The organism is Streptomyces sp. NPDC001544 (assembly GCF_042894285.1).
GTDB lineage: Bacteria > Actinomycetota > Actinomycetes > Streptomycetales > Streptomycetaceae > Streptomyces.
The window spans coordinates 837801-855155 of sequence record NZ_JBIAVN010000001.1; the positions used below are offsets into that span (position 1 = coordinate 837801).

At 71.3% G+C, this 17355-nt stretch carries 18 protein-coding genes and 2 pseudogenes; 10 read left to right on the forward strand and 10 right to left on the reverse strand.

Annotated features, from left to right (window positions below):
• The first annotated feature begins 64 nt into the window (after positions 1-64).
• A complete protein-coding gene (locus tag ACFY0F_RS03790; protein ID WP_388788346.1) occupies positions 65-1063 on the forward strand; it encodes a class I SAM-dependent methyltransferase in 999 nt (332 codons plus the stop codon).
• 27 nt (positions 1064-1090) lie between these two features.
• Here the strand turns inward: ACFY0F_RS03790 and ACFY0F_RS03795 are convergent, their stop codons facing one another.
• On the reverse strand, positions 1091-1972 hold the full coding sequence (locus ACFY0F_RS03795; RefSeq protein ID WP_388788349.1) for an NAD(P)-dependent oxidoreductase: 882 nt from the start codon (positions 1970-1972) through the stop codon (positions 1091-1093).
• 96 nt (positions 1973-2068) lie between these two features.
• On the opposite strand from ACFY0F_RS03795, the pseudogene ACFY0F_RS03800 reads away from it, so the two are divergent.
• Together ACFY0F_RS03800 and ACFY0F_RS03805 are read left to right on the forward strand one after the other, a co-directional pair.
• Positions 2069-2462, forward strand: a pseudogene (locus ACFY0F_RS03800) (winged helix-turn-helix transcriptional regulator).
• Positions 2459-2815 carry a DUF6980 family protein gene (locus tag ACFY0F_RS03805; protein ID WP_388788352.1) on the forward strand — a complete coding sequence of 119 codons (357 nt, stop codon included), beginning with the start codon at positions 2459-2461 and terminating at the stop codon, positions 2813-2815. Before ACFY0F_RS03800 ends, ACFY0F_RS03805 begins: the two are co-directional and overlap by 4 nt.
• Here the strand turns inward: ACFY0F_RS03805 and ACFY0F_RS03810 are convergent.
• Positions 2812-4020 (reverse strand): bifunctional adenosylcobinamide kinase/adenosylcobinamide-phosphate guanylyltransferase, encoded by a 1209-nt coding sequence (locus ACFY0F_RS03810; RefSeq protein WP_388788355.1) that lies wholly within the window; start codon positions 4018-4020, stop codon positions 2812-2814. The two genes, ACFY0F_RS03805 and ACFY0F_RS03810, sit on opposite strands and share 4 nt — an antisense overlap.
• 113 nt (positions 4021-4133) lie before the next feature.
• Between ACFY0F_RS03810 and ACFY0F_RS03815 the strand changes: the two genes are divergently transcribed.
• Positions 4134-4346, forward strand: coding sequence for a hypothetical protein (locus ACFY0F_RS03815; protein WP_388788357.1), 213 nt, complete (start codon positions 4134-4136; stop codon positions 4344-4346).
• A gap of 48 nt (positions 4347-4394) precedes the next feature.
• On the opposite strand, the gene ACFY0F_RS03820 is transcribed toward ACFY0F_RS03815, so the two are convergent.
• The 3 genes from ACFY0F_RS03820 to ACFY0F_RS03830 form a co-directional block, all read right to left on the reverse strand.
• A complete protein-coding gene (locus ACFY0F_RS03820) occupies positions 4395-5450 on the reverse strand; it encodes a S1C family serine protease (RefSeq protein WP_388788360.1) in 1056 nt (351 codons plus the stop codon).
• 188 nt (positions 5451-5638) lie between these two features.
• Positions 5639-6343, reverse strand: coding sequence for a class I SAM-dependent methyltransferase (locus ACFY0F_RS03825; protein WP_388789182.1), 705 nt, complete (start codon positions 6341-6343; stop codon positions 5639-5641).
• Positions 6344-6423: 80 nt separating this feature from the next.
• Positions 6424-7050 carry a DUF3043 domain-containing protein gene (locus ACFY0F_RS03830; protein WP_388788363.1) on the reverse strand — a complete coding sequence of 209 codons (627 nt, stop codon included), beginning with the start codon at positions 7048-7050 and terminating at the stop codon, positions 6424-6426.
• A gap of 256 nt (positions 7051-7306) precedes the next feature.
• On the opposite strand from ACFY0F_RS03830, the gene ACFY0F_RS03835 reads away from it, so the two are divergent.
• Genes ACFY0F_RS03835 through ACFY0F_RS03850 form a run of 4 tightly spaced genes read left to right on the forward strand, consistent with a single transcriptional unit; the run spans position 7307 to position 10364 of the window.
• Positions 7307-8098 (forward strand): PspA/IM30 family protein, encoded by a 792-nt coding sequence (locus tag ACFY0F_RS03835; RefSeq protein ID WP_388788365.1) that lies wholly within the window; start codon positions 7307-7309, stop codon positions 8096-8098.
• 43 nt (positions 8099-8141) lie between these two features.
• Positions 8142-8420 carry a hypothetical protein gene (locus ACFY0F_RS03840; RefSeq protein ID WP_388789185.1) on the forward strand — a complete coding sequence of 93 codons (279 nt, stop codon included), beginning with the start codon at positions 8142-8144 and terminating at the stop codon, positions 8418-8420.
• 43 nt (positions 8421-8463) lie between these two features.
• A complete protein-coding gene (locus tag ACFY0F_RS03845; RefSeq protein WP_388788368.1) occupies positions 8464-9690 on the forward strand; it encodes a sensor histidine kinase in 1227 nt (408 codons plus the stop codon).
• On the forward strand, positions 9687-10364 hold the full coding sequence (locus ACFY0F_RS03850; protein ID WP_388788371.1) for a response regulator: 678 nt from the start codon (positions 9687-9689) through the stop codon (positions 10362-10364). The genes ACFY0F_RS03845 and ACFY0F_RS03850 overlap by 4 nt, the downstream gene beginning before the upstream one ends.
• Before the next feature lie 18 nt (positions 10365-10382).
• Here ACFY0F_RS03850 and ACFY0F_RS03855 read toward each other — a convergent pair whose 3' ends face one another.
• The 3 genes and pseudogenes from ACFY0F_RS03855 to ACFY0F_RS03865 all read right to left on the reverse strand — a co-directional run bounded on the left by ACFY0F_RS03855 (position 10383) and on the right by ACFY0F_RS03865 (position 12441).
• A complete protein-coding gene (locus ACFY0F_RS03855) occupies positions 10383-10580 on the reverse strand; it encodes a DUF397 domain-containing protein (protein ID WP_388788374.1) in 198 nt (65 codons plus the stop codon).
• Positions 10559-11231 (reverse strand): annotated as a pseudogene (locus ACFY0F_RS03860) (DUF5753 domain-containing protein). The gene ACFY0F_RS03855 and the pseudogene ACFY0F_RS03860 overlap by 22 nt, the downstream one beginning before the upstream one ends.
• A 208-nt stretch (positions 11232-11439) precedes the next feature.
• Entirely contained in the window at positions 11440-12441 is a 1002-nt protein-coding gene (locus tag ACFY0F_RS03865; RefSeq protein WP_388788376.1) for a helix-turn-helix domain-containing protein, read from the reverse strand.
• 239 nt (positions 12442-12680) lie between these two features.
• Here ACFY0F_RS03865 and ACFY0F_RS03870 point away from each other — a divergent pair, with 239 nt between their 5' ends.
• Positions 12681-13730 carry a methyltransferase gene (locus tag ACFY0F_RS03870; protein WP_388788379.1) on the forward strand — a complete coding sequence of 350 codons (1050 nt, stop codon included), beginning with the start codon at positions 12681-12683 and terminating at the stop codon, positions 13728-13730.
• Positions 13731-13812: 82 nt separating this feature from the next.
• Here the strand turns inward: ACFY0F_RS03870 and nadA are convergent, their stop codons facing one another.
• Complete coding sequence (gene nadA, locus ACFY0F_RS03875) at positions 13813-15009, reverse strand: quinolinate synthase NadA (protein WP_388788382.1); 1197 nt, start codon at positions 15007-15009, stop codon at positions 13813-13815.
• A 252-nt stretch (positions 15010-15261) separates the two neighbouring features.
• Here nadA and erpA point away from each other — a divergent pair, with 252 nt between their 5' ends.
• Complete coding sequence (gene erpA / locus ACFY0F_RS03880; protein WP_388788385.1) at positions 15262-15618, forward strand: iron-sulfur cluster insertion protein ErpA; 357 nt, start codon at positions 15262-15264, stop codon at positions 15616-15618.
• Between the two features lie 94 nt (positions 15619-15712).
• Here erpA and ACFY0F_RS03885 read toward each other — a convergent pair.
• Positions 15713-17355, reverse strand: a 1643-nt coding sequence (locus ACFY0F_RS03885) for a hypothetical protein (RefSeq protein ID WP_388788387.1), incomplete at its 5' end; no start/stop codon positions are given.

The window sequence follows — 17355 nt, forward strand, 5'->3', positions numbered from 1 at the left end:
TGCACCCAAGATCGGCATCCCATACGTTCCGCTTTGCAGCGGAATGTCGCACAGGGAGCCGCCCATGCAGCCCTCGCCCCACACCCCGCGGACGACCCCCCAGGCCGGACCGCAGGCCACGGACCCCTTCCTGGAACCACGGCGCGCGGACTGCCCCTGGTGCGGCTCGCGGCGACTGCGCACCCGGCTGCGCGCCCCCGACCCGCTGCGGCACCGGCCGGGCACGTTCGTCGTCGACGAGTGCCGCGACTGCCGCCACGTCTTCCAGAACCCCCGGCTCACGGCGGAGGGGATCGCCCTCCACCACCGCGACGCCTACCGAAGACACCTGGAGGAGTTCACCGAACGCGTCCTGAGCGCCCGCGCGGTCCGCCGTCGGCACCGCGCCGCCGCCCACGCGCTGTCGGCCCTGCCCGACCCGGAGAGCTGGCTGGACGTGGGCACGGGCCACGCCCGTTTCCCCGAGGCGGCGAAGGAGTTCTTCCCGTACACCAGCTTCGACGGCCTGGACCCGACGGCCCGGGTCGAGCAGGCCCTGCTGGCGGGACGGGTCGAGGAGGCCCACCGCGGCTACCTGTCCACCCCCGGGAACCCGGCCCGCCTGCGCTCCCGCTACGACGTGGTCACCATGTTCCACCACCTGGCGAGCGCCCCCGACCCCCGAGCCGAACTCCGCGCCGCCCTCACCGTCCTGCGTCCCGGCGGCCACCTCGTCGTCGAGGTCCCCGATCCGCACAGCGTGTTCGCCGCCCTGCTCGGCAGATGGTGGTTGCCCCACGGACAACCGCGCCACCTGCACCTGGTGCCCCTCGGCAACCTCCGCACGGAACTCCAGGCCCAGGGCTGCACGATCCTCGTCACGGACCGCAGCGCCCCCCACATCCCCTACGACCTGTCAGCCGCGCTCCACCTGGCCCTGGCCCGCGCCCACCCCGTACTCGGAGCGGCGGCCACCCCCCTGGCCGCGGCGGCCTCCGCCCTCGACCACACCCTCGCCCCCGTGCTCCGCCGCACCCGCTTCTCCAACGCCTACCGCCTCGTCGCCCGCAAGGACAGACCGTAGAACCGGACCGCAGAACCCGCGGCGCCCTCAGCGCACCAGCAGGTCGATCACTCCCGTCAGGTCCTCGTCGCCGCCGCCTTCGGCCAGGCGGCGGCGCATCAGCTCGAAGTAGGGACTGAGCAGTTCCGGACTGACGCCCTGCTGCTCGGCGGTGCTCAGGAAGGTCGGCGTGCCGGCCACCTGCATGGCGAGGTGGGAGACGACGCCCTCGGTGTAGTCGCCACTGCGCAGTCGGTCGGCGGTCTGGTGGACCGACGGGGCCATCGCGACGAGCCAGTCGGCCAGCAGCGGGGCGAGCGAGGCGGGGTCGATGTCCTCTCTGCGGATCAGGGCGAAGGCGTGCGCGGCACCGGCGAACATTCCGTACATGGCGCTGAGCAGGGCCACGTCGTGCAGGGCCGCGAAGCCCGCGTCCTCGCCGACGTAGGTGGTGCCGGCCGGTACCACCAGGGTCTCCCGGTGCCGCTCGAACAGCTCCCGAGAGCCGCTGTAGAAGACGTAACCGCCGGCTTCCGGGACGCCGATCATCGGAGGTACGGCCATGATCCCGCCATCCAGGTAGCGGGCGCCGCGCTCGCGTGCCCACTCGGCGCGGACTCGGGCCTGGGCAGGGGTGCTGGTGGTCAGGTTGACCAGGTCCCGGCCGGCCAGGTCGGTGCCGGCCAGCACCTCCTCGACCGAGGTGTCGTCCAGCAGGCAGACGACGATCAGGGAGTGCGCCGCGACCGCCTCGGCGGCGGTCTCCGCCACCCTCGCGCCCTCGGCGGCGAGTGCCGCCGCGCGGGCCGGGGTGCGGTTCCAGACGGTGAGCGGGTGGCCGGCGGCAAGCCAGGCGCGAGCCAGTGCGGCGCCCATCGCGCCGAGGCCCAGCATGGTGACGGGAGTCTTCTCAACAGGGTTGTGTGCCATGCCGACTAGGCTGGTCACAGGGCCGGAGGTGATCAAGTACGCACTTGGTTGTGGGTGGTTACCCCGGGGTGAGCGAGCACGTCAGGAGGGCGGGGCATGACGACGCTGAACCGGCCGGAGCGCACCGGAGCGACACGTGTGCGGGATCGACGCCGCGATGGAGGTGATCGGAGGCAAGTGGAAGGTGCTGATCCTCTGGGCGCTCCACGAGCACCCCTGCCGTCGCTTCGGCGAGCTGCGCCGGCTGCTTCCCGGGATCACCGAGAAGGTGCTGGCCTCTCACCTGCGTGAGCTGGAAGCGGACGGCGTCGTGCACCGCGTCTCCTACGACGAGGTCCCGCCCCGCGTCGAGTACTCGCTGACCGAGGACGGGATACGCCTCGACGACGCCCTCCGGCCGCTGGCCGCCTGGGGGCGCGAGCGGCCGGCCACTCCGGCCGGCCGCCCCGACGACGTCTCCGTGCCGATCACCGTGAGGCCGAGGTCATGACCACTCACTGCTGCGAGACCATGACCTACCACGTGGACCTGCGCTGCGACGAGCACGACGACCCCTTCGACTGCCCGGACGCGCTGGTCGACTTCAGCGCCAGGTTCCAGGAGTACGGGCTGATCGTCCATGACGGCGGCACGTCGAGCATCACGATCGGCTTCTGTCCCTGGTGCGGGCGGCGCCTCCCCGAGTCGCAGCGGGACCGGTGGTTCGAGGAGCCGGAGCGCCGCGGGATCGATCCGTGGGAGGACGAGTTGCCCGCCGGGTTCCAGGACGCCCGCCGGCTCGCCTCGGCCGCACCAGAAGTGACGAGTCGCTGGCTGCCGGGCCCGTTCCGCAACACGTCCTAACCCCGCAGCACCAGCGCCTGCCCGGCCACCACCAGCACCACCTGCTCGCACTCGCTCGCGAACGCCGCGTTCAGCCGTCCCAGCTCGTCCCGGTACCGCCGGCCGGAGGAGGTCGCCGGCACGATCCCCGACCCGACCTCGTTCGACACCGCGACCACGGTCCGCCGCGCCCCGCGCACCGCCGCGGTCAGCTCCCGCACCCGCTCCCGCAGCGCGCGCTCCCCACCGGACGCCCACTCCGCGTCGTCCCACGCCCCGACGGAGTCCATCGCGTCCGTCAGCCACAGCGACAGACAGTCGATCAGCAACGGCGGCCCGTCCTCCCCGAGCAACGGCACCAGATCGCAGGTCTCCGCCGTGCGCCAGGAACCAGGCCGCCGCTCCCGGTGCGCCGCCACACGCGCCGCCCACTCGGTGTCCCCGTTGCGGGAACCGCCGGTCGCCACGTACAGCACGTCGGGGAAGGCCTCGAGGCGCCGCTCGGCCTCCACCGACTTCCCCGACCGGGCACCGCCCAGCACCAGCGTCCGCCGGGGGACGTCCGGCACGTCCTCGTACGCGCCCACCGCCAGCGTCGCCCCGTCCGGCACCGCACGCGCCCCCGCCGCGGCCAGCCGCCGCCGCAGCTCCGCGCCGGGCGGTACGTCGTGGTCGAGGTGAACGGCGACGACGTCCGTGGTCGGCCCCACCGCGCCCACCGCCCGCAGCTTGGCCAGCGCGTCCGGCCGTCCCACCACGTCCGCCAGCACCATGTCGTACGTCCCGCCGTGCACCGCCCCGTTCTCCAGCCCGGCCGGCGCGCTGCCCGGCGGCAGGTACAGCAGCCGCTGCCCGTCCGGCCCGGTCACCGCGTACCCGGTGCCGCCCGCGTCCATCGCCAGCGCCCGCACCCGATGCCCCGTCAGCAGCGTCAAGTCCCGGCCGTCCGGCACTCGTACGGGTTGCGGCAGCCCGTCCGGGACCTCGATCGCCGGCCCGTCGTGCGGATGAGACAGCACCACCTGCCGCACCCCGCCCAGCGAATGCCCGGCCCGAGCCGCGGCGAACGCCACGCCGGGCGTCAGGTCGAGCAGCAGCAGCCCGTCCACGAGCAGCGCGGTGGCGGCCCGCGCGTCCGGCCCGAGCGCGGTGGCGCAGGCCGCGCAGGGGCAGTCGGGGCGGGGCAGGCCCGCGGGGGCACCGGTGCCGAGCAGAGTCACTTCCACGGACCTGATTTTCGCTTGTCGCCGCAGGTCTTGCGCGTCCGGTTAGGCTCGTGGCAGAAGCCGGACCAAGATCCGGCTTTCGCTCTGCACGTGGTCGCACCAGGGAGGCGTACATGGTGGCTTGGACGTGGCGGTTCGAGAAGGCCGACGGGACGGAGGTCCAGCCCGCGGTGCAGCCGGAGGAGTTCACCACCCAGGGGGATGCCGAGTCCTGGGTCGGTGAGCACTACAAGGCCCTGCTCGAGGGCGGCGCGGACCAGGTACGGCTGTTCGAGGACACCACGGAGATCTACGGCCCGATGAGCCTGCACGCCGAGGAGTCCTGACCGCGGCGGGCGAGCACCGCGGCAGGTACTCGCCCGCCCTCTTCTCTGCTACTGCTCACCCAGCGTCACGTACACGGTCCGCCGACCGCCGTCGCGGACGAAGGCCACCGGCATCCGCTGCCCCGGCCGGTCCGCCGCCAGTGCCTCGGACAGCGAGGTGATCGTGGTGATGTCGGTGTCGCCCAGCCTGGTGATGACGTCACCGGGCCGGATACCCGCCCGGTCGGCCGCGCTCCCGCCCCGCACCTCGACCACGGCCACACCCGCGGGCCGGAACGAGCTGTCGAGGACGGTCCGGCCGGTGACGCCGAGCGCGGCCCGGCCGGAGTCCGTCACCCTGCCGTTCCTGACGATCTGGTCGGCGACGGTGCGCACCATGGACGCGGGGATCGCGAACCCGATTCCGGCCGCCGCGCTGCCCCCGAGGTCGGGATCGGCGGCGGCGAGCGTGGGAATGCCGATGACCTGCCCGCTCAGATCGACCAGCGCCCCGCCGCTGTTGCCCGGGTTGATGGCCGCCGACGTCTGCACCATGTTCCCGATGGTGGCGCCCGTGCCCCCGCCGTCGCTCCCCTCGCTGACGGTCCGTCCGGTCGCCGACACGATGCCCTGCGTCACGCTGGACGACAGCCCGAGCGGCGAGCCCATGGCCAGGACGATCTGTCCGACCTGCACCTTCTCGGAGTCCCCGAACCGCGCGGCCTTCAGCCCGCCCGGAACCCCGTCCAGCTTGATGACCGCGAGGTCCTGCTCCGGGTAGGAGTACACCAGGGACGCGGTCAGCGGGTCCTGGCTGTTGGCGGTGGTCACCCTGAACGTCTTGTCGTCGCCGACGACATGGGCGTTGGTGACGATGTGTCCGTCGCCGTCGTACACCACGCCGGAGCCGAGGGAACCGCTCGCCCGGATCTGCACCACCGACGGCAGCACGTCCTTGATCACCCTCAGATACGCGCTCTGCAGGTCGGCACCCGGCCCGGCGACCGCGGCGGCGGCCTCCTCCTTCCCGGCCGACGGCTCCAGCGAGGAACAGCCGGAGCCGAGCACCGTGCAAAGCGCGAGCGCCAAGAGGGCGCCGACGATCCGGGCACGCGAGGCATTCATGCCCCGAGTCTCCCCAGGGACTGATCACCCGGCCCGCCGAACTCACCCGAACGGGGTCGAAAGGGCGAAGCCCCTGGGGCGGGACGGGACGGGTAGGGGCGGCGGGGGCGGGAAACTCCCGGCCCGGCCCCCTGACGCCCGCGCACGCGCCTGCCGCCCCGGCCGAGCGGCGGGCGCGGCGGCAATCCTCAGCCCCGTACCCCGCACAGGTGCAGCAGCGCCGCGACTCCCCGGTACGGGTCGGTCCGGCCGGCCCGCTCCTCGGCGGCCAGCAGCGTGTCCAGGTCGGCCGGGAGTTCCGCACCGTCCGGTGCGGTGTCCGTGAAGACCCGCACGCCGTACCAGGTGTGCAGCGGCGCCCCGATCCCGGCGAGCGTGGCCGTCAGCGTGCCGAGCCGGTCGGCGCGCACGTCGAGCCCGAGCCGGTTGCGGTAGGCGGTCGTGTCGAACGCGGCCAGCGCGCCCGCCCAGTCGCCGGACAGCCCCGGCCGCATGGCCAGCGCGTCACCGTTGCGCACCAGCAGCGACAGCAGCCCGCCCGGGGCCAGCATCCGGGCCAGCCCGGCCACCAGGGGATCGGGCTCCTCGACGTACATCAGCACCCCGTGGCACAGCACCACGTCGAAACTGCCCGGCAGGAAGTGCACGCCGGTGTCCCGCCCGTCGCCCTGGACGATCCGCATCCGCTCGCGGATCCCCTCCGGCTGACCGGACAGCGCCTCACGCGCCGCCGCGATCATCGTCGCGTCCTGCTCGACACCGGTCACCTTGTGCCCGGCGCGGGCCAGCCGCAGCGCCTGCGTGCCCTGGCCCATCCCGACGTCGAGCACCCGCAGCCGCTGCCCGACCGGGAACCGCCCGGCTATCTGCTCGTCGAGCTGCCGGGCGACCAGCTCCTGCCGTACGACATCCCGCAGCCCGCCCAGCCGGCTGAGCCAGGCCTCGGCCGCACCCCCCTCGAAAGCGTCCGTGCTCAGGGCCGCTCTCCGCGCTTGACCTGCGGCTTGGGCAGCCGGAGCCGACGCATCTGCAGGGAGCGCATGAGGGCGTAGGCCACCGCGCCCTTCTTGTTCTGGTCCGGGAAGCGCTCGGCCAGCCGCCCCCGCAGCCGGAAGCCGCTGAGGAGCGAGTCGAGCACGATCAGGATGATCACGACCAGCCACATCAGCAGCGCGATGCTCTGCAGCGCGGGCACCTGGACCACGCTCAGTACGAGGATGACCACGGCCAGCGGCAGGAAGAACTCCGCCATGTTGAACCGCGAGTCGACCCAGTCGCGGGCGAACCGGCGGACCGGGCCCTTGTCACGGGCCGGCAGGTACCGCTCGTCACCGCTCGCCAGCGCCTGGCGCTGCCGCTCCAGCTGGGCGCGGCGCTCCTCACGCTGGCGCTTGGCGGCGTCCTTGCGGTTCGTCGGAGTGCTGGCGAAGCTGCGGCGCTGGGCCTGGGCCTCACTGCGCTTCGGCGTGGGCCGGCCCTTCTTGGCCTGCGGGTCACGGGGCTGATTGGAGTCGGTCAGCACCGCCTTGTCGGCGGGGGCCTTCTCATCCTTGGCACGGCTACGGAACACAAAACCCAAGGGTACGGGGTTCGGGGGCATGGACCCCAGCCCGGCTGGGAACGATCCGGCAACACCATTCGTCTCCAAGGGGACACAGGGGACGTTGCAGACGGTTCGCTCGGGGCACCCCCGGGACCCACCTACTCCCTACGCCGGAGCGGACCGGACCGCAGTCGTCCTTGGGGATGAGCGCATCCGTCCCCGAACAGTGCGGTAATGGATGCAGGGCCCGTACTGTGGGTCTTGCAGCAGGATCTGTGAGCTGGAGTCCGTCAGAAGGGGGCGCGCGAAGCCCATGAGCGGTGTCATGAAGCGTATGGGGATGATCTTCCGCGCGAAGGCGAACAAGGCCCTTGACCGGGCCGAGGACCCGCGCGAGACCCTCGATTACTCGTACCAGAAACAGCTGGAGCTGCTGCAGAAGGTCCGCCGCGGCGTCGCCGACGTGGCCACCTCGCGCAAGCGTCTGGAACTCCAGCTCAACCAGCTCCAGTCCCAGTCGACCAAGCTGGAGGACCAGGGCCGCAAGGCCCTCGCGCTCGGCCGCGAGGACCTGGCCCGCGAAGCCCTGTCCCGCCGGGCCGCGCTCCAGCAGCAGGTCACGGACCTCGAGACGCAGCACTCCACCCTGCAGGGCGAGGAGGAGAAGCTCACCCTCGCGGCCCAGCGGCTCCAGGCCAAGGTCGACGCCTTCCGTACGAAGAAGGAGACCATCAAGGCCACCTACACCGCCGCCCAGGCCCAGACCAGGATCGGCGAGGCGTTCACCGGCATCTCCGAGGAGATGGGCGACGTCGGCCTGGCCATCCAGCGCGCCGAGGACAAGACGCAGCAGCTCCAGGCCCGGGCCGGCGCCATCGACGAGCTCCTCGCCTCCGGCGCCCTCGACGACCCCACCGGCACGGCCAAGGACGACCTCCAGGCCGAGCTGGACCGGATCTCCGGTGGTACGGATGTAGAGCTGGAACTGCAGCGTATGAAGGCCGAACTCGCCGGAGGCTCGCCCCAGCAGGCGATCGAGGGCGGCGCCGGCCAGGGACAGTCCCAGCAGCAGCCGCAGGACACCCCGCGCTTCGACAAGCAGTAGCGCGAGCGCCGAGAGCCACAGCCTGGAGGGCGACATGGCCGACATGATCGTACGGATCATGGGGGAGGGGCAGGTGAGGCTGGCGGACAACCACCTCACCGAGCTGAACAAGCTCGACGACGAGCTGCTGGCCGAGATGGAGAACGGCGACGGCCCCGGCTTCCGCCGCACCCTCCACGCCCTCCTGACCAAGGTCCGGGACCTGGGCGAGCCCGTCCCGGACGACTCCCTGGACCCCTCCGACCTCATCCTGCCGTCGCCCGACGCGACGCTGGAGGAGGTCAGGGAGCTGCTGAGCGACGACGGTCTGATCCCGGGCTGACGGGGGCTGGGGGACAAAGCCCCCAGGAACGTACTGTGCACCTGTGACCACCCTCGACCGTGCCCGTTGCCGCCTCCAGGCGCACCCCCTCGCACTGGACGCGGCGCTGGCGGCGGGCGTGCTGGTGTGCATGGTGGTCGGGTCCTTCGTGACCCCGCAGGGCGAGAACGGCGTCGACTGGGGCGTGCACCGCCCCGATCCGCTCAGTCTGCTGCTCATCACCGTGGGGGCGGGTGCACTCGTCCTGCGCCGCAGCGCCCCCAAGACGGTCCTCGCCGTCACCGGGACCGTCTCCCTGATCGAGTGCGTCACCGGCGACCCCCGCGCCCCGGTCGCCATGTCCGCCGTCGTCGCCCTCTACACCGTCGCCTCGACCACCGACCGCGCCACCACCTGGCGCGCCGGCCTGCTCACCATGACCGTGCTGACCGGCGCCGCCATGCTCGCCGGCCCGCTGCCCTGGTACGCGCAGGAGAACCTCGCCATCCTCGCCTGGACCGGCATCGGAGCCACCGCCGGGGACGCCGTCCGCAGCCGGCGCGCGGTCGTACAGGCCATCCGCGAACGCGCCGAGCGGGCCGAGCGCACCCGCGAGGAGGAGGCCCGCCGCCGGGTCGCCGAGGAACGCCTGCGCATAGCCCGTGACCTGCACGATGTCGTCGCCCACCACATCGCCCTGGTCAACGTCCAGGCCGGGGTCGTCGCCCACGTCATGGACAAACGCCCCGACCAGGCCAAGGAAGCCCTCGCCCACGTCCGCGAGGCCAGCCGCTCCGCACTGAACGAACTCCGCGCCACCGTCGGCCTGCTCCGCCAGTCCGGCGACCCGGAGGCCCCCACCGAGCCCGCCCCCGGCCTGGGCGGCCTCGAAGACCTCGCGGACACCTTCCGCAACGCCGGCCTCCGGGTCGAGGTCGCCCGCGCCGACCAGGGCACCGAACTGCCCGCCGCCGTCGACCTGGCCGCGTACCGGATCATCCAGGAGGCCCTCACCAACGTGCAGAAACACGCGGGACCCGACGCCAAGGCCGAGGTCAGCGTGGTCCGCGTGGGCCCGAACATCGAGGTCACGGTGCTGGACGACGGCCGGCCCGACGGGAACGAGCCGGTTGCCTCGGGCGGCGGCCACGGTCTGCTCGGCATGCGTGAACGCGTCACCGCCCTGCGCGGCACCCTCACCACCGGCCCCCGCTACGGCGTCGGTTTCCGCGTCCATGCCATCCTGCCGATCAAGACGCCCACCGCCGCCGCATCGGGAGACCCCGCATGACCATCCGTGTCCTGCTCGCCGACGACCAGGCACTGCTGCGCAGCGCCTTCCGGGTGCTCGTCGACTCCGAGCCGGACATGGAGGTGGTGGGGGAGGCGTCGGACGGCGCGGAAGCCGTGCGGCTGGCGACCGAGGTTCGGGCCGACGTCGTCCTCATGGACATCCGCATGCCGGGCACGGACGGCCTGGCGGCCACCCGGCTGATCAGCGCGGACCCCCGGCTCGCCGACGTCCGCGTGGTCATCCTCACGACCTTCGAGGTGGACGACTACGTGGTGCAGGCACTGCGGGCCGGAGCGTCTGGCTTCCTCGGCAAGGGCTCGGAACCGGAGGAACTCCTGAACGCCATCCGGGTCGCCGCCGGGGGAGACGCCCTGCTCTCCCCGACGGCCACCAAGGGCCTCATCGCCCGCTTCCTCGCCCAGGGCGACGCGGACGACGCCGACCCGGCTCGCGCGGAACGCCTCGCGGCGCTGACCGGACGAGAACGCGAGGTACTCGTCCAGGTCGCGGGCGGTCACTCCAACGACGAGATCGCCGAGCGGCTGGAGGTCAGTCCGCTGACCGTGAAGACCCACGTGAACCGGGCGATGGCCAAGCTGGGGGCGCGGGACCGGGCGCAGCTCGTGGTGATCGCTTACGAGTCGGGGCTGGTGCGGCCGAGGGGGGACTGACGGGTCCTTCGGGTTCCGCTATCGCTTGAGGGAGCTGACGAAGGCGTCCCAGGCGGGGGCTGGGACGACGAGTACGGGGCCGTGGGGGGTTTTGCTGTCGCGGACGGGGACGATGCCGGGGAAGTCGTCGGTGACCTCGACGCATTCGCCGCCGTTGGTGTTGCTGTAGCTGCTCTTGCGCCAACGGGCGGAACTCAGTTCGGCGCTGTGTCGCATGTTCCGTAGTCCTCCATCGCCTTATGGATCAGCTGCACTGATTCGGGCAGCGAGAGAGCGTTGGCACGCAGTACTTCATACTGCCGCCGCCACTTCCCGGCCGCTTCCGAGTCCTCGTAGAGGTGACCTGCGTCAATACCCTCTTCGTAAGCCACCGTTGAGCCGCCGGGCAGTGTCAGCAGGGTCAACGCTCCGCCCATCAGCGAGTGCGGACCCGCGCTGAAAGGCATGGCCTGCACCTTACTGTCCGCAGTATCCGCCTGGTCGAGTAGCAAGGCCAGTTGCTCGTACATGCATTCCCGTCCGCCTACCGGGCGCCGGAGAACGGACTCGTCGATGATCGCCCACCGGAGCGGCGGTTCGGCCGAGCGCTGCCTTTCCTGCCTCGACATCCGGGCCGTGACACGCTGCTCGACCTGCTCTTCGGTCAGGTCCTGCTGACAGCGCAACAGGGCGCGTGCGTATGCCTCGGTCTGCAGCAGGCCGGGCAACGCCTGGGCCCCGTACTGCGAGCGTGCTCTTGCTGGAGTTCACGATGCCCGCGAGTTGTACGAGGGACAGGCCCGCGACCTCGCGATGACGTCGTTGCTCGGCGCCGAAGTAGTGGCGGGCGGACAGGTAGGGGGTCAGTGCCTGGGGGCGAAATGTCATGAGACGCGCCTTTCCTGTTGCTGTTCGTCCCTTCTCAACACGGGAGTTGCGCTTCGCGGGAGTACGGCTCGCCGAGGCGTTGCAGGACGCCCTGCGGATCGCGGAATGCCGGGGCGCCCGGCTGCCGGAGCACTGACGGTCAGGACGCGGCCGTGGCGACCTGCGCGGCCATCGCTGACGTAGCCCCCGATTCGCCGGTCACTTCTGCCTATCGGGCGTATTCGGCGGGTGTCTGGCCGTACTCCTTCTTGAAGGCGCGGACGAAGTGGCTGCTGTCGGCGAACTGCCAGTGTGCGGCTAGTTCCGAGACGCTCGGGCGGGTGCCCGGCGCCGTCAGTTCGAGGCGGGACTGCTCCAGGCGTCTGCGGCGGACGTACGCGGCCACCGAGTCGTCGGTCTCGGCGAAGGCCCGGTGCAACGTTCGTACGGAGACCTTGAGTTCGCGGGCCAGAGTCGTGGGGGAGAGGTCGGGGTCGGTGAGGCGGGTGTCCGCGATGTCCCTGGCTGCCTGGGCCAACGCGGGGGCCAGCAGGGGTTCGGTGTCGTCGAACGTCTGCATGAGCACCCCTTTGACCAGTTCGAGCAGGGAGTTGCGGGCGGCTCGTGCACCGGCGGGGGTCAGGTCGTCGAGCGTCGCCTCGACTATCTGGGCGTACGCCATGAGCAGTCGTAGTTCGGGCGAGTCGGCCGGGCCTACGGTCGCCCGGTCGCGGATCAGCGGACTGAGCGGCGTGGCCGGCAGGATCAGTACCTTCGCGGTCGAATGCGGTGCCACCTCGAAGCGGGCCGGAGGGCCGTTGTGGCGCACGATGAACTGCCCAGCCGGTACGGCGGTCTCGCCCCGGTTGCGCGGAGCGACGAAGCGCCACTCGCCGCGTCCCATCACATGCACCAGGATCCGGTCCTCAGGGTGCTGGGAGGCGCCCCGGGTGCCGCCGGCCATCAACTCGCCATAGACGCCCGAGATCACCGTGTCGTGCACCTTGGACGCACGGACCCGGACCCGGAACTCACCCGATCCGACCGGCTCCCAGGGCGGCAGCGGGAGCGCCTCTCCGATTTGCGACTCCCACGCACGCCGGAAGACGTCGAAGCCGTTCCGCGCGGTAGTCGGTGCAGTCGCGGTAGTCGGGGCCGTGGTGTCGACGAAGAACTTCCTTCCTGGTGCCGGCCCGTCGGGCTGAGGTTCGCTGTGTTCCGTGTCGTTCATCTCAACGCCTCGCCTCCTCCTGCCGACGACCGCCGCATCCTCGCGGACTGATCTCACCACGGCCCGCGTTGCCTGGCGCCGACGTTCCATCAGAGTGGCGCTGTTGTACAAGCACACTCCGCCGCGGTCTTCCTAAGGTGAGCGATGCGGACAACGATGTCGCAGCGCGTGGAGACAGAGACAGCGCGCTTGCTTCCATGCTTCCGCCTCATGGTGAGTACCGAAGGGTTCTAGCTGTCATGTCTGACACCAATCTCGGCACCGACGTTGCGTCGAGCGATTCCGCGGCCGATGCCGCCGCTGTCTTCGACCTGCTGATCGGCCTGGTCCGCGCCCAGGTTCTGAGGGGCATAGCGGCGCTGCACATTGCCGACCACCTCTCCGACGGAGCCATGACGGCCGAGGAGGTGGCCGAGCGCGAGGGCAGTCATCCGCAGGCCACGTACCGTCTGATGCGCGCGGCCTCCTCGATCGGCCTGCTGAGCTACGAGGGGGACCGTCGTTTCGGTCTCACCGGACGGGGCCGCCTGCTGCGTTCCGGGGTCCCCGGCTCGATGCGCTCCCTGGTGCTGGCTCAGACCGGCCAGGCGCTCTGGCAGTCCTGGGCGACCTTCTCCGAGGCCGTGCGGGAAGGCAAGACCCAGACCGAGAAGGCGCTGGGGATGGAGATCTTCGAGTACTACGCGAAGCCGGAGAACGCCGAGGAGGCGGCCCTCTTCGCCCAGGCGATGGGAGACCTGTCAGGCCTGGTGACGCAGGGCGCCGTGTCCGCCGTGTCCACCGCAGGTGTGTCCACCGTCGTCGACGTCGGCGGTTCGAACGGTGACTTCGTCCTGGCGCTGCTGGAGGCCGACCCCCGGCTGAGCGGGCAGGTCCTCGACCTGCCGCACGTCGTCGAGGCCGCCCGCGGCGAGGCCGAGAAGCGCGGCCTGGCCGGCCGTTTCTCCGCGGTGGGCGGCGACTTCTTCGTGGAGGTTCCCCCGGCCGACCTCTACCTGGTGAAGACGATCTTGCACGACTGGGACGACGACCAGTGCACGACCATCCTGCGCAACTGCCGGTCCGCCGTGCACGAGGGGGGACGCGCGCTGGTCGTCGAGATGGTCGTCGGTGAGATCGGCAAGCCCGACCTGGCCACCCTGTCGGACATGGCCATGCTCACGACGACGAACGGCATGGAACGCGACCTGGCCGAGTTCGACGCCCTGTTCGAGGCCTCGGGATGGCGCCGGTCGAAGACATACCCCGTGGGTAACGGTTACTTCGGCCTGGAGCTCGTCGCCGTCTGATCCAGCCGACGGGTGTCATGACGCACGTACGAAAAGATGCCCCTTCCATATGAGAAGGGGCATCTCCACGAGGCATCTGAGGCTACGGCAGCGCCAGCATCCGCTCCAGCGCCAGCTTCGCGAAGGCCTCCGTCTCCTTGTCGACCTGGATGCGGTTGACGAGGTTGCCCTCGGCGAGGGACTCCAGGGTCCAGACGAGGTGGGGGAGGTCGATGCGGTTCATGGTGGAGCAGAAGCAGACCGTCTTGTCGAGGAAGACGATCTCCTTCCCCTCCGGCGCGAAACGGTTGGCCAGGCGGCGGACCAGGTTGAGCTCCGTGCCGATGGCCCACTTGGAGCCGGCCGGGGCGGCCTCCAGGGCCTTGATGATGTACTCCGTCGAGCCGACGTAGTCCGCGGCGGCGACGACCTCGTGCTTGCACTCCGGGTGGACCAGGACGTTCACCCCGGGAATGCGCTCGCGCACGTCGTTGACCGAGTCGAGGCTGAAGCGGCCGTGGACCGAGCAGTGGCCGCGCCACAGGATCATCTTGGCGGAGCGCAGCTCGTCGGCGGTCAGGCCGCCGTTCGGCTTGTGCGGGTTGTAGACCACGCAGTCGTCCAGGGACATGCCCATGTCGCGGACGGCCGTGTTGCGGCCGAGGTGCTGGTCGGGGAGGAACAGGACCTTTGTTGCCGAGGGCTCCCCCTGCTCGAAGGCCCAGTCGAGCGCCCGCTTCGCGTTCGACGACGTGCAGATGGTGCCGCCGTGCTTGCCCGTGAACGCCTTGATGTCCGCGGAGGAGTTCATGTACGAGACGGGCACGACCTGCTCGGCGACGCCGGCCTCCGTGAGCACGTCCCAGCACTCCGCGACCTGCTCGGCGGTCGCCATGTCGGCCATGGAGCAGCCGGCGGCGAGGTCCGGCAGGACGACCTTCTGGGCGTCGGACGTCAGGATGTCCGCGGACTCGGCCATGAAGTGCACACCGCAGAAGACGATGTACTCGGCCTCCGGGCGGGCGGCCGCGTCCCGGGCCAGCTTGAAGGAGTCGCCCGTGACGTCCGCGAACTGGATGACCTCGTCGCGCTGGTAGTGGTGGCCGAGCACGAAGACCTTGTCGCCGAGCTTCTCCTTGGCCGCGCGGGCGCGCTCGACCAGGTCGGGGTCGGACGGCGAGGGCAGGTCGCCGGGGCACTCGACTCCCCGCTCGCTCCTCGGGTCGGCCTCACGGCCGAGCAGCAGCAGGGCGAGCGGCGACGGCTGTACGTCGAGCTCCGGGGTTTGGGCGGTGGTCACGACACGCACCCTTTCTACTTTTCCACTTTTCGTCGAATTGACGTTATCTATCATAACCCGCTTCACGTCACTTTGACGATGGTCATCGCGTCGATGTGACGTGAATCCCGGTGAGGCGTTTTCCGCCGCGAACCGCATGTGCGAGCATGAGGAGGGAACGACAAGACAAACAGCTCGGCCCGGAATGAATCCGCGGCCCCGCCGGTTGGAACCGTCGGCAAGCAGTCTCCGTACAACCCGGGAGAGATGTAGATGTCCGTATCGGACGAGACCAGCACCGTCACCGACGGCATCGTCCTGACCGACGCCGCCGCGGCGAAGGTCAAGGCCCTGCTCGACCAGGAAGGCCGTGACGACCTCGCCCTCCGCGTCGCCGTCCAGCCCGGCGGCTGCTCCGGCCTGCGTTACCAGCTCTTCTTCGACGAGCGTTCGCTCGACGGTGACGTCGAGAAGGACTTCGACGGGGTCAAGGTCGTCACCGACCGCATGAGCGCGCCGTACCTGGGCGGTGCCACCATCGACTTCGTGGACACGATCGAGAAGCAGGGCTTCACGATCGACAACCCGAACGCGACGGGCTCCTGCGCCTGCGGCGACTCCTTCAGCTGAGCCGAGCGGCGTACGACGCGCACGACATGAAGGCGGCGGTCCCCTGCTACGGGGCCGCCGCCTTCGCGTGTCCGCCGGTTCGCGATCTCCGGGCCTACGACGACTTCGGCAGGCGAGCGCCCGGCCGCTCCATCGGGACCTCCTGGCCGTCCGAGCCGACCACCTTCCGGTCGCCGAGCGGCTGGTCCAGGTGCACGGTCCGGTGGTAGACCTTGGCGATCAGGATGCAGACCTTGTCCTTCCACGGCGTCTCGGTCACCGTGACGGTCACCTTGCCGGAGTCCTCGGCCGCGGAGACCTTGTAGTCGGCGCACACCCCGCCCTCGAACGCCACGGTCAGGCTGGTGCTGTCATCGGTGGTGCTGTAGCCCGTGACCTTCACGGACTGCTCGGCCGGCGACGCCGACGGGGCTGACGGGGTGCCGTCGGACGGGGTGCTCGACGACGCCAGGTACTTCGGGTCGACGGCCGGATACGTCACCGTGTAGGCGTCCGCCGCACCCCGCACCTGGAACAGCCACGACGGCACCAGCGCCTGCCGGCCGTCCACGGAGTGCGCCGCCAGCCCGAACACCGCCTTGCGCACGGTGACCGTCTCCCGGGCCGGCGCGGGCACGGCCGTCCCCGACGGCGAGGTGCCGCACGGCTGCTCCAGCCGGTCCTTCTGCGGGACGGGGCTGGCGCAACCGCCGATGCCCATCCGGTGGTCGTCCCCGCTCCCGCTTCCGTTCCCAGGCGTCGCATTCATCAGGTCCAGCGTCTTCTTCGCGCCCACGACGGGGTACGTGTCCCCCTTCACCGGCGTCATCAGCTCACCGTGGCCGCCCACCACCTGGCCACCCTCGCCGACGGTCAGACCGGTCGTCCACCCGTAGGTGGGCAGTCCGCCCACCACCGGGTCGGCGTTCACCACCCGCCGGGCGCCCATGATCCGGCTCGCGTCGATCTTGGCGTCGTCCTGGCCCAGCGCCTTCAGCACCGGCGCCGCCGCCTTCCTCGCGGCCGCCTCGCTCACCTGGTCGACGGCCGGGTCGGCGGGGTCCTGGGCGCAGGAGATGACCTTCCTGCAGTTGTCGGTGCCGGTCGCGTAGCGGCTGTACGTCCAGTTGCCCGGCGCCTCCTTGCCGACCTGCAGGACCGTTCCCGACCCGTCCTTCGTGGACCCGACCCGCCAGGTCTGCCCCTCGGCCACCGGTGTGCCGGTCAGGCCCAGCGCCTTCGCCAGCCGGGCCACGTCCTCCTTGGCGACCTCGCCGCCCGCCCGGTACACGGGCGCGGAGCCGGGGCCGCCGGGCAGCGTGCCCTCGGCCTTGTACGTGATGCCGTACGGGTTGGGCTCACCGGGCGCGATGCCCTCCGAACGGCCGTCCAGCGCGAGCGGCGGGGGAGTGCCGCCGGAGGAGGCGGAACCCGTACCGCTGTCCGACGCGCCGTTCGCCGTGGCCGTCAGGTACGCCCCACCGCCGCCGATCAGCAGCACGGCGGCGGCGACGGCGGCAGCGGCCACGGGGGAGCGGCGCCGGGCGGACCGTTCGTCGTCAGCCTGAGCATGGTCCCGGGGAACCTCGCTGCCGGGCACCCCGGGTACGTCCGCGGCCAGGGGCTCGGCACCGTCGCCCGCGGCCGCGGCCGCCGCTTCCGACTCGGCCGCCGTGTCCGGCGCGGATGCAGCGTCCGGCGCGGCCGCCTCTTCCGACGTGGCTGCCGCTTCCGACTTGGCTACCGGCTCCGCCGAAG

What these genes read in the sequence shown, in the direction of transcription:
- ACFY0F_RS03820 (WP_388788360.1), bottom strand. Translation starts at nt 5,450, where the DNA reads ATGAATGCCTCGCGTGCCCGGATCGTCGGCGCCCTCTTGGCGCTCGCG.
- ACFY0F_RS03790 (WP_388788346.1), top strand. Translation starts at nt 65, where the DNA reads ATGCAGCCCTCGCCCCACACCCCGCGGACGACCCCCCAGGCCGGACCG.
- ACFY0F_RS03865 (WP_388788376.1), bottom strand. Translation starts at nt 12,441, where the DNA reads ATGAACGACACGGAACACAGCGAACCTCAGCCCGACGGGCCGGCACCA.
- ACFY0F_RS03830 (WP_388788363.1), bottom strand. Translation starts at nt 7,050, where the DNA reads ATGCCCCCGAACCCCGTACCCTTGGGTTTTGTGTTCCGTAGCCGTGCC.
- ACFY0F_RS03795 (WP_388788349.1), bottom strand. Translation starts at nt 1,972, where the DNA reads ATGGCACACAACCCTGTTGAGAAGACTCCCGTCACCATGCTGGGCCTC.
- ACFY0F_RS03805 (WP_388788352.1), top strand. Translation starts at nt 2,459, where the DNA reads ATGACCACTCACTGCTGCGAGACCATGACCTACCACGTGGACCTGCGC.
- ACFY0F_RS03840 (WP_388789185.1), top strand. Translation starts at nt 8,142, where the DNA reads ATGATCGTACGGATCATGGGGGAGGGGCAGGTGAGGCTGGCGGACAAC.
- erpA (WP_388788385.1), top strand. Translation starts at nt 15,262, where the DNA reads ATGTCCGTATCGGACGAGACCAGCACCGTCACCGACGGCATCGTCCTG.
- ACFY0F_RS03850 (WP_388788371.1), top strand. Translation starts at nt 9,687, where the DNA reads ATGACCATCCGTGTCCTGCTCGCCGACGACCAGGCACTGCTGCGCAGC.
- ACFY0F_RS03835 (WP_388788365.1), top strand. Translation starts at nt 7,307, where the DNA reads ATGAGCGGTGTCATGAAGCGTATGGGGATGATCTTCCGCGCGAAGGCG.
- ACFY0F_RS03855 (WP_388788374.1), bottom strand. Translation starts at nt 10,580, where the DNA reads ATGCGACACAGCGCCGAACTGAGTTCCGCCCGTTGGCGCAAGAGCAGC.
- ACFY0F_RS03870 (WP_388788379.1), top strand. Translation starts at nt 12,681, where the DNA reads ATGTCTGACACCAATCTCGGCACCGACGTTGCGTCGAGCGATTCCGCG.
- ACFY0F_RS03815 (WP_388788357.1), top strand. Translation starts at nt 4,134, where the DNA reads ATGGTGGCTTGGACGTGGCGGTTCGAGAAGGCCGACGGGACGGAGGTC.